Here is a 14,906-nt window from a genome sequence, read left to right as displayed (position 1 = left end):
CGTACGTCAGACTGGTCCCCGGCGTCCTCCCCCCGGCATCGGTGGAGCGACCCGACCAGACGACGAAGGCCAGCAGGGCGAGCGAGCAACAGCAGGAGGCGGTTCCGGTGAAGATCCGGGTGGAGCGCGATGTACTCGCGGAGGCTGTGGCCTGGGTGGCCCGTAGCCTCCCGGCCCGTCCGCCGGCGCCCGTTCTTGCGGGCCTTCTGCTGAAGGCTGAGGACGGAGCCCTCAGCTTCTCGAGCTTCGACTACGAGGTCTCGGCCCGGGTCTCGGTGGATGCCGAGATCGAGGAGGACGGCACGGTGCTCGTCTCCGGCCGGCTGCTCGCCGACATCTGCCGTGCCCTGCCCAACCGGCCGGTGGAGATTTCCACAGACGGTGTACGGGCGACCGTTGCCTGCGGCTCCTCGCGGTTCACACTCCACACCCTTCCTGTGGAGGAGTACCCCGCACTGCCGCAGATGCCGACCGCGACCGGCACCGTGCCCGGTGAGGTCTTCGCCTCGGCGGCCGCCCAGGTCGCCATCGCGGCGGGCCGTGACGACACGCTGCCCGTGCTCACCGGTGTGCGCATCGAGATCGAGGGCGACACCGTCACCCTCGCCTCCACCGACCGCTACCGCTTCGCGGTCCGCGAGTTCCTCTGGAAGCCGGAGAACGCCGACGCCTCCGCCGTCGCGCTGGTGCCCGCCAAGACGCTGCTGGACACCGCCAAGGCGCTGACCAGCGGTGACACGGTGACGCTCGCGCTGTCGGGCTCCGGTGCCGGTGAAGGTCTCATCGGTTTCGAGGGCGCGGGGCGGCGTACGACCACCCGACTGCTCGAAGGCGACCTGCCGAAGTACCGCACGCTCTTCCCCACCGAGTTCAACTCGGTCGCGGTCATCGAGACGGCCCCCTTCGTCGAGGCCGTCAAGCGCGTGGCCCTGGTGGCCGAGCGGAACACCCCGGTGCGGCTCAGCTTCGAGCAGGGCGTCCTGATCCTGGAAGCGGGTTCCAGCGACGACGCACAGGCTGTGGAGCGCGTCGACTCCGTGCTGGAGGGCGACGACATCTCGATCGCCTTCAACCCGACCTTCCTGCTCGACGGCCTGAGCGCCATCGACTCCCCGGTCGCCCAGCTCTCCTTCACGACGTCCACCAAGCCCGCGCTGCTCAGCGGCCGGCCCGCCGTGGACGCCGAGGCGGACGATGCCTACAAGTACCTGATCATGCCGGTCCGCCTCTCCGGCTGATCCGGTCACCGGTCCTGCCGACGCTCCAGGAATCGCGGCAGGACCCGACGGGCACGTTCAGCGCCGAGCATGCCCGTCGTCCTGTCCCCTGCCGGGCGTAGGCTCGGTCCTGGGTACGAATCGGCACAACGCTTAAGGAATCTCTGATGGAGCTCGGTCTCGTCGGTCTCGGCAAGATGGGCGGCAACATGCGCGAGCGCATCCGCCGCGCCGGCCACACCGTCATCGGTTACGACCGCAACCCGGACGTCGCCGATGTCCACAGCCTCGAAGAGCTTGTGGGCAAGCTCAAGGGCCCCCGCGTCGTGTGGGTCATGGTCCCGGCCGGTGCCGCGACCCAGTCCACGATCGACGAGCTGGCCGAGCTGCTCTCGCCCGGCGACATCGTCGTGGACGGCGGGAACTCCCGCTGGACCGACGACGAGAAGCACGCCGTCGAGCTGGGCATCAAGGGCATCGGCTTCGTCGACTGCGGAGTCTCCGGCGGCGTCTGGGGCCTGGAGAACGGCTACGCGCTGATGTACGGCGGCGACGTCGCGCACGTCGCGAAGGTCCAGCCGGTCTTCGACGCCCTGAAGCCCGAGGGTGATTTCGGTTCCGTCCACGCGGGCAAGGTCGGCGCCGGCCACTTCGCGAAGATGGTTCACAACGGCATCGAGTACGCCATGATGCAGGCCTACGCCGAGGGCTGGGAGCTCCTGGAGAAGGTCGACTCCGTCACTGACGTGCGCGAGGTCTTCCGCTCCTGGCAGGAGGGCACGGTCATCCGTTCCTGGCTGCTCGACCTGGCGGTCAACGCGCTGGACGACGACGAGCACCTGGACCAGCTCCGTGGCTTCGCCGCCGACTCCGGCGAGGGCCGCTGGACGGTGGAGGCCGCGATCGACAACGCCGTGCCGCTGCCCGCGATCACCGCGTCGCTCTTCGCGCGGTTCGCCTCGCGCCAGGACGACTCCCCGCAGATGAAGATGATCGCCGCGCTGCGCAACCAGTTCGGCGGCCACGCGGTCGAGAACAAGAAGTAGCGGCCGAGCGCAAGCAGTAACGCGGCAAGAGACAGCCGCACCAAGAAGTATCCGCAACGAGGTGCGGGCCGGACGGACGGTCCGTCCCGCACTACGGAGCACGGAGCAGGAAGCCGGGAAGGTCGGCGTACACCATGCATGTCACGCATCTGTCGCTGGCCGACTTCCGCTCGTACGCCCGGGTCGAGGTTCCTCTCGACCCGGGCGTCACCGCGTTCGTGGGGGCCAACGGCCAGGGCAAGACCAATCTCGTCGAGGCCGTCGGCTACCTCGCGACGCTCGGCAGCCACCGCGTCTCCTCCGACGCACCGCTGGTGCGCATGGGGGCCGACCGGGCCGTCATCAGGGCGGCCGTCACCCAGGGCGAGCGGTCCCAGCTGGTCGAGCTCGAGCTGAATCCGGGCAAGGCCAATCGTGCCCGGATCAATAGGTCCTCGCAGGTCAGGCCCCGTGACGTGCTGGGGATAGTGCGCACGGTGCTGTTCGCGCCGGAGGATCTCGCGCTGGTCAAGGGCGACCCCGGCGAGCGCCGGCGGTTCCTCGACGAGCTGGTCACCGCGCGCTCGCCCCGGATGGCCGGGGTGCGCTCCGACTACGAGCGGGTCCTCAAGCAGCGCAACACGCTGCTGAAATCCGCGGCGATGGCGCGCCGGCACGGCGGGCGCTCCATGGACCTGTCGACGCTCGACGTGTGGGACCAGCATCTGGGCCGGGTGGGTGCCGAACTGCTGGCGCAGCGGCTGGACCTGATCGCGACGCTCCAGCCGCTGGCCGACAAGGCGTACGCGGACGTGGCGCCGGGCGGCGGTCCGGTGACGCTGGAGTACCGGAGCTCGGTGGGCGCCGAGGTGGAGCCCGCGCGCACGCGCGACGAGCTGTACGCGCAGCTGATCGCGGCCCTCGCCGAGGTGCGCAAGCAGGAGATCGAGCGGGGCGTGACGCTGGTCGGCCCGCACCGCGACGACCTGGTCCTGGGCCTGCGCGGGATGCCGGCCAAGGGGTACGCGAGCCATGGGGAGTCCTGGTCGTACGCGCTGGCCCTGCGGCTGGCCTCGTACGATCTGCTGCGCTCCGAGGGCAACGAACCGGTGCTGGTGCTGGACGACGTCTTCGCCGAGCTGGACGCCCGTCGCCGCGAGCGGCTGGCTGAGCTGGTGGCGCCCGGTGAGCAGGTGCTGGTGACGGCCGCGGTGGACGACGACGTCCCCGGGGTACTCGCGGGGACGCGGTACGCGGTGTCCGCCGGCGAGGTGGAGCGGCTGTGAGCGGCGACGGGGACGGCAAGGAACCGGCCGGGCCGGCCGGGGACCCGGCGAAGCAGCCGGAGCCCTCGGGTGTGGACCTGGCGCGGGTCGCCCTGCGCGCGGCGAAGGAGCAGGCGCGGGCGCGCGGTGCGGCCGCGCAGCAGAAGAAGCAGGCTCGGCGGGGCGGCGGGCTGCGGTCCGGCGCGCGGGCGGACGGCCGGGATCCGCTGCCGCTGGGGGCCGCGATCAATCGTCTGATCACCGAGCGCGGCTGGGAGACGCCGGCCGCGGTGGGCGGTGTGATGGGCCGGTGGCCGCAGATCGTGGGTGACGATCTTGCCAATCACTGTGTGCCGTTGCGCTACGACGAGGACCCCGATGAGCGGGTGCTGACGGTGCAGTGCGACTCCACGGCGTGGGCGACCCAGCTGAGGCTGCTGGCGCCGCAGCTGGTGGCCCGGCTGAACGCGGATCTGGGGCACGGCACCGTGAGGCTGATCAAGGTCCTGGGGCCCGGAGGGCCTCAGCGCAGATACGGTCCGCTGCGCGCACCGGGGAGCACAGGCCCGGGCGACACCTACGGATAACCACGCCTGACCTGGTCTTTTTCCCCTGAACAACCGCGATCGCGGTGCTGGCCGCGAGAGGCCCAGGGCGTGATGTGCCCTGGTTGTCGCCGATGACCCCGATACCCCTGTTGCAGGGGTGTGCGGTGGTTGAAACCGTACGGCGGGGAGCAGGCGTCCCTCACCGTAGCGGGAGGCTGACAGGCCGAAGCGCTCAATGCCCGTGTGAGCCTCTTGAGGCCCCTTCCCGAATATGGGGAGTCGTCAGGCGCTCATTCAGGGCGGCACATGCGGACTCAGGTACCGGCAAACCCCCATTCGGGTCGGCGCTACCGGTAGACTGGTGGACAATCCCGCGTCCTTGCGGGATTCGTCGATACAAGCCGAATGACGCAGCCGCTCCCGCCTGCCCGGAGAACGGCCTGTGCTGTGCCAGAAAGGGCGCTTCGTGGCCGATTCCGGCAACCCCAACGAGAACATTCCGTCCACCCCCGGTGAGAGCAGCGCTGCTCCCGCCCCGGCCGAGGTGAAGGCTTCGGGTGAGGTGAAAGCCTCGTACGACGCCAGCGCGATCACCGTGCTCGAGGGTCTGGACGCGGTCCGCAAGCGGCCTGGCATGTACATCGGCTCGACCGGTGAGCGCGGTCTCCACCACCTCGTGCAAGAGGTTGTCGACAACTCGGTCGACGAGGCCATGGCCGGACACGCGGACACCATCGACGTCACGATCCTCGCCGACGGCGGGGTACGCGTGATCGACAACGGCCGTGGCATCCCGGTGGGCATCGTCCCCTCCGAGGGCAAGCCCGCCGTCGAGGTCGTCCTCACAGTGCTGCACGCCGGTGGCAAGTTCGGGGGCGGCGGCTACGCCGTCTCCGGCGGTCTGCACGGTGTCGGCGTCTCCGTGGTCAACGCCCTGTCCACACGGGTGGCCGTGGAGGTCAAGACCGACGGCTACCGCTGGACCCAGGACTACAAGTTCGGCGTCCCGACCGCCCCGCTGGCCCAGAACGAGGCCACCGGCGAGACGGGCACCTCGGTCACCTTCTGGGCCGACGGGGACATCTTCGAGACGACCGAGTACTCCTTCGAGACGCTCTCGCGGCGCTTCCAGGAGATGGCCTTCCTCAACAAGGGCCTCACCCTCAAGCTCACCGACGAGCGGGAGTCGGCGAAGGCGACGGCCGGCGCGGACAGCGCGGAGGCGGTGGACGTCCCCGAGGAGGAGACGACCCGCACGGTCACGTACCACTACGAAAACGGCATCGTCGACTTCGTCAAGTACCTCAACTCCCGCAAGGGCGACGTCATTCACCAGTCGGTGATCGACATCGAGGCCGAGGACAAGGACCGTCTTCTCTCGGCCGAGATCGCCATGCAGTGGAACACGCAGTACAGCGAGGGGGTCTACTCCTTCGCCAACGCGATCCACACGCACGAGGGCGGTACGCACGAGGAGGGCTTCCGTGCGGCGCTGACCTCGCTGGTCAACCGGTACGCGCGTGACAAGAAGCTGCTGCGCGAGAAGGACGACAACCTCACCGGTGAGGACGTCCGCGAGGGTCTGACGGCGATCATCTCGGTGAAGCTCGGCGAGCCGCAGTTCGAGGGCCAGACGAAGACCAAGCTGGGCAACACGGAGGCCAAGACCTTCGTGCAGAAGGTCGTCCACGAGCAGCTGACGGACTGGTTCGACCGGAACCCCAACGAGGCCGCCGACATCATCCGCAAGGGCATCGCCGCCTCGACCGCCCGCGTGGCGGCCCGCAAGGCGCGTGACCTGACCCGTCGCAAGGGGCTCCTGGAGAGCGCCTCGCTGCCGGGCAAGCTGAGCGACTGCCAGTCCAACGACCCGACGAAGTGCGAGATCTTCATCGTCGAGGGTGACTCCGCCGGTGGTTCGGCGAAGTCCGGCCGTAACCCGATGTACCAGGCCATCCTGCCGATCCGCGGCAAGATCCTGAACGTCGAGAAGGCCCGGATCGACAAGATCCTGCAGAACACCGAGGTCCAGGCGCTGATCTCGGCCTTCGGCACCGGGGTCCACGAGGACTTCGACATCGAGAAGCTCCGCTATCACAAGATCATTCTGATGGCGGACGCCGATGTCGACGGTCAGCACATCAACACCCTGCTGCTGACGTTCCTCTTCCGCTTCATGCGCCCGCTGGTCGAGGCCGGGCACGTCTACCTCTCGCGCCCGCCGCTCTACAAGATCAAGTGGGGCCGGGACGACTTCGAGTACGCGTACTCGGACCGCGAGCGCGACGCCCTCGTGGTGCTCGGCAAGGAGAACGGCAAGCGGATCAAGGAAGACTCGATCCAGCGCTTCAAGGGCCTCGGCGAGATGAACGCCGAGGAGCTGCGTGTCACCACGATGGACGTAGACCACCGTGTGCTCGGCCAGGTCACGCTCGACGACGCGGCGCAGGCCGACGACCTGTTCTCGGTGCTGATGGGTGAGGACGTCGAGGCACGGCGCTCGTTCATCCAGCGCAACGCCAAGGACGTCCGCTTCCTCGACATCTGAGTCGGCCGTACAAGGAGGAGGGTCCGGCGACCCTCCAAGCCGCAGCGCGAAAGGACTTTGACCAGCAATGGCCGACGAGAACACCCCTGCCCCCGTGACGCCCGAAGAGGTCCCGCCCGTCGAGGGCGTGGGCATGCGTGTCGAGCCCGTCGGGCTCGAGACGGAGATGCAGCGCTCCTACCTCGACTACGCGATGTCCGTCATCGTGTCGCGTGCCCTGCCCGACGTGCGGGACGGCCTCAAGCCCGTCCACCGCCGGGTGCTGTACGCGATGTACGACGGCGGCTACCGGCCCGAGAAGGGCTTCTACAAGTGCGCCCGCGTCGTCGGTGACGTCATGGGTACGTACCACCCGCACGGCGACTCCTCGATCTACGACGCCCTGGTGCGCCTGGCGCAGCACTGGTCGATGCGCATGCCGCTGGTGGACTCCAACGGCAACTTCGGTTCCCCGGGCAACGACCCGGCCGCCGCCATGCGGTACACCGAGTGCAAGATGATGCCGCTGTCCATGGAGATGGTCCGGGACATCGACGAGGAGACCGTCGACTTCAAGGACAACTACGACGGCCGCAACCAGGAGCCGGTGGTCCTGCCGGCGCGCTTCCCGAACCTGCTGATCAACGGTTCGGCGGGCATCGCGGTCGGCATGGCGACCAACATCCCGCCGCACAACCTGCGCGAGGTCGCGTCGGGTGCCCAGTGGTACCTGGAGCACCCGGAGGCCACGCAGGAGGAGCTGCTGGACGCTCTCCTGGAGCGGATCAAGGGTCCGGACTTCCCGACGGGTGCGCTCGTCGTGGGCCGCAAGGGTATCGAGGAGGCGTACCGCACGGGCCGTGGCTCGATCACGATGCGCGCGGTCGTGGCGGTCGAGGAGATCCAGAACCGCCAGTGCCTGGTGGTCACGGAGCTTCCGTACCAGACCAACCCCGACAACCTCGCGCAGAAGATCGCCGACCTGGTGAAGGACGGCAAGGTCGGCGGCATCGCGGACGTCCGTGACGAGACCTCGTCGCGTACGGGCCAGCGCCTGGTCGTCGTGCTGAAGCGGGACGCGGTCGCCAAGGTCGTACTGAACAACCTGTACAAGCACACCGATCTGCAGACCAACTTCGGTGCCAACATGCTGGCGCTGGTGGACGGGGTGCCGCGCACCCTGTCGATCGACGCGTTCATCCGCCACTGGGTGACGCACCAGATCGAGGTCATCGTCCGGCGTACGAAGTTCCGGCTGCGCAAGGCCGAGGAGCGCGCGCACATCCTGCGCGGCCTGCTCAAGGCCCTGGACGCCATCGACGAGGTCATCGCCCTCATCCGGCGCAGCAACACCGTGGAGATCGCGCGCGAGGGCCTGATGGGCCTGCTGGAGATCGACGAGATCCAGGCGAACGCGATCCTGGAGATGCAGCTGCGCCGGCTGGCCGCGCTGGAGCACCAGAAGATCACCGCCGAGCACGACGAGCTCCAGGCGAAGATCAACGAGTACAACGCGATCCTCGCCTCGCCGGAGCGGCAGCGGCAGATCGTCAGCGAGGAGCTGGCGGCGATCGTCGACAAGTTCGGCGACGACCGGCGCTCCAAGCTCGTGCCCTTCGACGGTGACATGTCCATCGAGGACCTGATCGCCGAGGAGGACATCGTCGTCACGATCTCCCGCAGCGGTTACGTGAAGCGCACGAAGACGGACGACTACCGCTCGCAGAAGCGCGGCGGCAAGGGTGTGCGCGGCACGAAGCTCAAGGAAGACGACATCGTCGACCACTTCTTCGTGTCGACGACGCACCACTGGCTGCTGTTCTTCACCAACAAGGGCAGGGTCTACCGGGCGAAGGCGTACGAGCTCCCGGACGCCGGCCGCGACGCCCGCGGTCAGCACGTGGCGAACCTGCTGGCCTTCCAGCCGGACGAGCAGATCGCGCAGATCCTGGCGATCCGCGACTACGACGCCGCGCCGTATCTGATCCTGGCCACGAAGGGTGGTCTGGTGAAGAAGACCGCGCTGAAGGACTACGACTCGCCGCGTTCCGGCGGCGTCATCGCCATCAACCTGCGCGAGACGGCCGACGGCTCGGACGACGAGCTGATCGGTGCGGAGCTGGTGTCGTCCGAGGACGACCTGCTGCTCATCAGCAGGAAGGCCCAGTCGATCAGGTTCACTGCGACGGACGACGCGCTGCGCCCGATGGGCCGCGCCACTTCGGGTGTCAAGGGCATGAGTTTCCGCGAGGGAGACGAACTGCTCTCGATGAATGTCGTCAGGCCCGGTACTTTCGTGTTCACTGCCACTGACGGCGGGTACGCGAAGCGGACCCCCGTCGACGAGTACCGCGTCCAGGGTCGCGGCGGCCTGGGCATCAAGGCCGCCAAGATCGTGGAGGACCGGGGCTCGCTGGTCGGTGCGCTGGTGGTCGAGGAGACGGACGAGATCCTCGCCATCACGCTCGGCGGTGGTGTGATTCGTACGCGAGTCAATGAAGTCAGGGAGACGGGCCGTGACACCATGGGCGTCCAACTGATCAATCTGGGCAAGCGAGACGCCGTTGTCGGTATCGCGCGCAACGCCGAGGCAGGTCGCGAGGCCGAAGAGGTCGACGGTCCCGTCGACGCTGACGCCGAAGGCGAGACGACCGAGGCAGTGACAGCAGAGGCCACCACGGCCGACGCAACTGCCGAGGGCACAGTCGAGGGCAACACGTCCTCGACCGGGGAGCACGAGGAGTAGAGCGTGAGTGGAGCCACGGGCGCCGGTTCGGCCGCTTCCGAAGCCGGCGGGAACGGCGCCCGTGGCCCTGCCACGGACTCCCAAGGGGGCACTGTGACGGATACCCGGGGCCCTCAGCCCCAGTACGAGGGTTACGCGACCGGGCCGTTGCCCGGTGAGCGGGAACCCGCACCGGGCCAGGCGGGCCCGTACCACCCCCCGCAGGCCTACCCCTCGCCCCCTCCGGGCGGGACCCAGGGTGGCCGGTCCCACGGGGGGCGGCAGGGAGCCGTGCCGGGCGCAGGAACGGCCCAGGCGACCCGCAGACCGCGGACGGGGGCGCGGACCACTCCGCGTACCCGTAAGGCGCGTCTGCGCGTGGCCAAGGCCGATCCGTGGTCGGTGATGAAGGTCAGCTTCCTGCTGTCCATCGCGCTCGGCATCTGCACGGTGGTCGCGTCGGCGGTGCTGTGGATGGTCATGGACGCGATGGGCGTCTTCGAGACCGTCGGCGGCACCATCAGCGAGGCGACCGGCTCCAACGAGGGCAACGGCTTCGACCTGCAGTCGTTCCTGTCGCTGCCGCGGGTGCTGGTCTTCACCTCGGTCATCGCGGTGATCGACGTGGTGCTGGCCACCGCGCTGGCGACGCTGGGCGCCTTCATCTACAACCTGTCGGCCGGCTTCGTGGGCGGCGTCGAGCTCACACTGGCCGAGGACGAGTAGCGACGCGGGTATCGATTTTGGGACTGGCCCCGACGTGCGCTAATCTTCTTCACGTCAGCGCGACACAAAAGCGCGGCGGGGCTATAGCTCAGTTGGTTAGAGCGCATCCCTGATAAGGATGAGGCCACAGGTTCAAATCCTGTTAGCCCCACTTGTACGAAGGCCCCCAACCGATCATGGTTGGGGGCCTTCGCGTGTGCCGGGCCACCACGGGTGGAGGGCCTACGGGATCCGGCGGAGCCTGTCGAGTCCGAACGTTCCCGGTCCACGGTCATGGTGGGTTCGGTGAGCCCGGACACCTGGCCCACGGCCCGGTCGGTGTTCCCGCCGATGCGTTGGAGCCTGATCACACGTGCCTTGCCCCTCTCGGCTGCCGAGACGGAGCCGTGGCAGGCGCGTGCACCCGGCAGGGCGGCCTGGCTGCCCGCGGTGCGAAGGGCGGGACACCCGCCGTCTCTCCACGAACCGGCTCGTCGACGGGGTGTTGCCCGACATGTCTGTCGTGCGCGGCAGCCCGCAGGTGTGCGGGCATGAAGAAGGCCCCTGCCGGGGAATCCGGTCCAGGGGCCTTGCGGTGTCAGGCGCTGTGCGCTCAGGGTGGCAGCGGAGCCCCGTCCTGGTCCTGTGCGTGGCCGAGGGCGGCGTGGGCGCCGTGTGTGGCGCGGGCCGTGTCCAGGGTGTCAGGGGCGAGTGTCCGGCTGGCGGGTGAGGAACCGTGTGCCTCGGCGCGGATGCGCTGCTTCATCGTGGGCGGCAGCGCCCGGTCACGCGGAAGGGTCCATCGCACCGACGGGGCGGTCGGAGTTGCCGCAGTCGCGGCCCTGTGCTCGTGGCTCGTGGTCGCCGGCTCCGTGACCGTGGCTTCCGTGGCCGCGGCGGCGGAGCTTGCGAGGCCCAGCGACGCGAGAAGTGCGAAGAACGCGGTGATGAAGGCGGTCCAGATGCTCTTGGCCTTGAAGGTGCTCATGGCCCCTCACTTTCAGGTGGTCCGGTTTGCTTACCTTCCTGATGATGTGGATCCGGCTCGCGATTTCGTGGACCGACGCCACCGTTATGCCGTTCTTCAGATGAACACCACTCGTATGGTGCAACCGGTGCCGGGATGCGGTGTCCGGGCGGTCTCCCGGTGGCCGTCCGCACCTGGCGGCGGCCGATGCACAATCTTCCGACGATCGCTCTTCCCCAGGCGCCAGTTGGGTTGCGGGGAGGTCACCGGTCGATATCGGCCGATGTGTATAGTCGGGCAGCAGAACTCCCCAATGCCAAGGAAAGACGAGGTCGCGCGGTGAAGAAGCTTCTCCTGGTCGCACTGGCCGCCATCGGCGGGCTCCTCGTGTACCGCCAGATCCAGGCGGATCGCGCCGAGCAGGATCTGTGGACGGAGGCGACTGACTCCGTGCCCGCAGGTTCGGGTGTGTGAGACAGAACAGCCTGTCGCGGGCCCCGGTCGCAGAAGCGGCCGGGGCTTCGTGCTGTTGCGGGACCGTGACACCTGTGCCCTTGAGTTCACCTAAGCAAATCAATAGGTTGCTTGAGCAAAGGAGCCGGGATTTCGGTCGAGGGGGCACGCGTGAGGGCACGCAATCACCACCGCACGGCACGGTTGGGGACATTGATCGGCGGGGCGCTGTTCGCTCTGGTGGCAGGTGCGATGCCGGCCCTGGCGGACCCGCCCGGCGCCGTTGACGCACCCGCCGCAGCCCGGTCCGACGGAAGCGGCAGCCTGGTCATGGTGCTCGACTCATCCGGCTCCATGGGGGACGACGACGGCACGGGGCGGACCAGGATGGAGAGTGCCCGCACGGCCGTCGGCACGGTCGTGGACGGCCTCCCCGACGGTTTTCCCACCGGTCTGCGCGTGTACGGGGCCGATCACCCGCAGGGCTGCACGGACACCCGGCTCGCGCGCCCGGTGCAGAAGCTCGACCGGGCGGCGATGAAGCAGGCCGTGGCGGCCGTACGCCCGCGAGGGGACACCCCCATCGGGCTCTCGCTCCAGAAGGCGGCGCAGGACCTGCCGGAGCCCGCGGGCGGTGCCATCGGTACGCGCACGATCCTGCTGATCTCCGACGGCGAGGACAACTGCGGTACGCCGCAGCCCTGCGAGGTCGCCGAGCAGCTCGGCAAGGAGGGGGTCGGGCTGCGGATCGACACGGTCGGCTTCCAGGTGAAGGGCGCGGCCCGCAAGCAGCTGGAGTGCATCGCGAACGCGGGCAACGGCCGCTACTACGACGCACCGGACGCCAAGGCACTGGCCCGTCAGCTCCAGCGTGCCTCCCAGCTCTCCGCCGACGGCTACCGCCTCCGGGGCGAGCGGGTGGCGGGCGCGGCCACCGCCGACGGGGCGCCCGTGCTCGTACCCGGGCAGTATCTGGACACCATCGGGCCGGCCGAGAAGCGGTATTACACGGTCGATCTGGACGCCGCGTCCACGGTGGACTTCGCGGCGACGGCGGTGCCGCAACCCGGGGCGGCCGTGGACACGTTCGACGCGCTGAGCACCAGGATCGAGTACGACGAGTACGGATCCTGCGGGACGCACACCGAGCGCTTCCTGCAGAAGGAGGGGGCGGTTCCGCTGACTTCGGCGGTCGCCCGCATCCGCTCGAAGGAGGGCACCCGCACCTGCGACCGGGCGGGCCGGTACCGGCTGGTGGTGGAGCGGGAGAGCAAGAAGGGTTCCGATGCCGCGCGTTGGCCCCTCGAGCTGGTGTACGGGGTCGAGGCGCCGCTGGCGAAGGGCGTGACGCCCGCCCAGTCGCAGACGGAGTACGGTCCGGGCGGCAAGGAGGCCACGCTGCCGACGGGCGACCCCCGTGACGTGCGCGGCGGCACCGGGTTCAACGACGCCGAGACGATCGGACAGGGCGTGTGGCGGGACCGGATCCTGCCGTCCCAGACGCTCTGGTACAGGGTTCCGGCGGGCTGGGGCCAGCAGGTGCGCTACGACGTGGAGTTCGCGAACGAGCCCACGGTGGACCGCACCACCGGCACGCTCTCCTACGGTGCGACCCAGCTCTACACGCCGGCCCGCTACCCGCTCACCGGGGGCGGCGAGTTCAACCCGAGCACGATGTACAGCGGCCGTCCTTCGGCGGTGGCGATGGGCGGGGTTCCGGTCGCCTGGACCAACCGCTACGAGAACCGGACCGACGTCCAGCCGGTCCACGCCCGGGGCGGCTTCTACATCTCGGTGACGCTGGGCGCGCAGGCCGCCGAGATCGCGGAGAATCCGCAGATCGGTCTGGTGCTGAGGGTGTCGGTGCTCGGCGACGAACGGACCGGTCCGGAGCACGGCGCCCCCGCGGCGGCGAAGAAGTCCGGCGGTGAGGCCGCGAAGGATGCGGACAAGAAGGGCGATTCGATCGCGTCCGCAGACAGCAGTGGTGCGGGAGGGGCAGGATGGACCGGCATCGCGGCTGCTGCCGGGGCGGCCGTCATGGCCGTGCTGGTCGCCGTGTTCGTATATGTACGCAGCCGCCGCGGGGCAGCCGCACGGACGACGAGGGGAAGCGCGTGATGAGGCAGCGCAGCAGGGGCCGGGTGACGCTGGCCGCGGTCGCGGCGATGTGCGCGGTGGCGGCGCTGCCGGGACAGGCGTACGCGTCCGGTGAGGCCGCTCCGTACACCTTCGACCCGGAGGCGAAGGCGGTGAGCGGCGCGGAGGTGAACACCGACGCGACGGAGCTCAAGGCCGGTTCGGTGTACAAGAGCACGATCAAGGTCGGCGAGAAGCTGTACTACCGCCTGAACCTGGACGCGACGACGAACGCGTACGTCTCGGCCGTCGTCGTGCCCGAGGGCGGCGGCAAGGTCGCCTACGGGGACGGCATCACGGTCAGCATCAGGGACAGCTCGGATCTGCAGTGCAGCTCCGAGGACGCCCTTTTCGAGTCTGCGGAGTTCCCGCGTCCCATCGCCGCGTACGCCTACCGGGTCGTGCAGAAGGACAGCAGCAGCTGCCAGGGAGCCGGTACGTACAACGTCCTGGTCGAGCGGGAGAGCAAGGCCACCTCGGGGCCGGAGGACTGGGAGCTGGAACTGCGGTACGCGTCGGAGCCGCAGCTCGCCGATGGCGCCGCGATGCCGACCGACGCACCGGAGGACTGGCCGTCCGCGTCGCCCGTGCCGCCCACGCCCGCTACCGACAACCGCAGGCACGGCGGCACCAGTTACTACGACGCCACGAGTCTGAACACGGGCGAGTGGAAGGACGAGATCGAGCCGGGGCAGACCCTCTTCTACCGCGTTCCGGTGGACTGGGGGCAGCAGATCTTCGCCACGGCCGGCCTCGGCAACAGCCCCGCCTCCGACGAGTACATCGGCAACGCGCTCGCGATGTCCCTGGACAACCCGGCCCACGGCCATGTCGACGACGCGTCGCCGATGTCGTACGCGGGCAAGCCGGCCTCCGTCTCGCTGGATCCGGTGCCTCCGGTCGCGTACCGGAACAGGTTCGACTCGAGCAGCAGCGTCAGCGCCATGCGCTTCGCGGGCTGGTACTACCTGTCCGTCTCGCTGAGCCCCGAGGTCGCCAAGGACTACGGCGACAAGCCGTTCCCGCTGACGCTGTCCGTCAAGGTCGACGGCACGGCCGGGAAGACGCCGTACGCGGGAGACGCCGGGATCTTCGCGGTCACGGAGAACGACAAGGACCTGGCCGAGAGCGGCCAGAGCGGCCCGCAGGCGGCCGAGAGCAAGAGCAACACCATGAAGCTGGTCGGAGCGGCCGGTATCGGGGCGGGCGCCGTGCTGGTTCTCGCGCTGGGCGCGTGGATGCTGATCGCGCGGCGCCGCGCGACCACCGCCGACGCCGGACAGCCCCCGTACGGAGGGCCGCCGCAGGCCTGGTAGCCGGCAGCGGCCCTGACCG

General features: G+C 69.2%; 11 protein-coding genes and 1 tRNA gene. 11 read left to right on the top strand and 1 reads right to left on the bottom strand.

Annotated elements, in window-relative coordinates; genetic code table 11:
• The first annotated feature begins 107 nt into the window (after window positions 1–107).
• The 8 genes from dnaN to SH922_RS19775 all read left to right on the top strand — a co-directional run bounded on the left by dnaN (window position 108) and on the right by SH922_RS19775 (window position 10,184).
• Window positions 108–1,238: a DNA polymerase III subunit beta gene (dnaN, locus tag SH922_RS19810; protein ID WP_148022051.1), complete on the top strand. Its 1,131-nt coding sequence runs from the start codon at window positions 108–110 to the stop codon at window positions 1,236–1,238.
• A 146-nt stretch (window positions 1,239–1,384) separates the two neighbouring features.
• Window positions 1,385–2,263 carry a phosphogluconate dehydrogenase (NAD(+)-dependent, decarboxylating) gene (gene gnd / locus SH922_RS19805; RefSeq protein ID WP_393059265.1) on the top strand — a complete coding sequence of 293 codons (879 nt, stop codon included), beginning with the start codon at window positions 1,385–1,387 and terminating at the stop codon, window positions 2,261–2,263.
• A 134-nt stretch (window positions 2,264–2,397) separates the two neighbouring features.
• Window positions 2,398–3,528, top strand: a complete 1,131-nt coding sequence (gene recF / locus SH922_RS19800; protein WP_350988397.1) for a DNA replication/repair protein RecF — start codon at window positions 2,398–2,400, stop codon at window positions 3,526–3,528.
• Window positions 3,525–4,094: a DUF721 domain-containing protein gene (locus tag SH922_RS19795; protein WP_393059264.1), complete on the top strand. Its 570-nt coding sequence runs from the start codon at window positions 3,525–3,527 to the stop codon at window positions 4,092–4,094. Before recF ends, SH922_RS19795 begins: the two co-directional genes overlap by 4 nt.
• A gap of 403 nt (window positions 4,095–4,497) precedes the next feature.
• A complete protein-coding gene (gyrB, locus tag SH922_RS19790) occupies window positions 4,498–6,603 on the top strand; it encodes a DNA topoisomerase (ATP-hydrolyzing) subunit B (protein ID WP_393059263.1) in 2,106 nt (701 codons plus the stop codon).
• A gap of 67 nt (window positions 6,604–6,670) precedes the next feature.
• On the top strand, window positions 6,671–9,328 hold the full coding sequence (gene gyrA / locus SH922_RS19785) for a DNA gyrase subunit A (RefSeq protein WP_393059262.1): 2,658 nt from the start codon (window positions 6,671–6,673) through the stop codon (window positions 9,326–9,328).
• Between the two features lie 93 nt (window positions 9,329–9,421).
• Entirely contained in the window at window positions 9,422–10,033 is a 612-nt protein-coding gene (locus SH922_RS19780; RefSeq protein ID WP_393059261.1) for a DUF3566 domain-containing protein, read from the top strand.
• Between the two features lie 77 nt (window positions 10,034–10,110).
• Window positions 10,111–10,184, top strand: a tRNA-Ile gene (locus SH922_RS19775).
• A 441-nt stretch (window positions 10,185–10,625) separates the two neighbouring features.
• Here SH922_RS19775 and SH922_RS19770 read toward each other — a convergent pair.
• Window positions 10,626–11,000, bottom strand: coding sequence for a DUF6344 domain-containing protein (locus tag SH922_RS19770; RefSeq protein WP_393059260.1), 375 nt, complete (start codon window positions 10,998–11,000; stop codon window positions 10,626–10,628).
• Between the two features lie 318 nt (window positions 11,001–11,318).
• On the opposite strand from SH922_RS19770, the gene SH922_RS19765 reads away from it, so the two are divergent.
• The 3 genes from SH922_RS19765 to SH922_RS19755 all read left to right on the top strand — a co-directional run bounded on the left by SH922_RS19765 (window position 11,319) and on the right by SH922_RS19755 (window position 14,887).
• Entirely contained in the window at window positions 11,319–11,453 is a 135-nt protein-coding gene (locus SH922_RS19765) for a DLW-39 family protein (protein ID WP_003958712.1), read from the top strand.
• A gap of 231 nt (window positions 11,454–11,684) precedes the next feature.
• Entirely contained in the window at window positions 11,685–13,553 is a 1,869-nt protein-coding gene (locus SH922_RS19760) for a VWA domain-containing protein (protein WP_393063627.1), read from the top strand.
• Window positions 13,553–14,887, top strand: coding sequence for a hypothetical protein (locus SH922_RS19755; RefSeq protein ID WP_393059259.1), 1,335 nt, complete (start codon window positions 13,553–13,555; stop codon window positions 14,885–14,887). Before SH922_RS19760 ends, SH922_RS19755 begins: the two co-directional genes overlap by 1 nt.
• The last annotated feature ends 19 nt before the right edge of the window (window positions 14,888–14,906 follow it).

It is taken from the genome of Streptomyces sp. LN549 (assembly GCF_043203805.1).
Taxonomy (GTDB): domain Bacteria; phylum Actinomycetota; class Actinomycetes; order Streptomycetales; family Streptomycetaceae; genus Streptomyces.
Note: the sequence above shows the minus strand (reverse complement) of the source record. Positions and strands in the feature narration are given on the sequence as shown.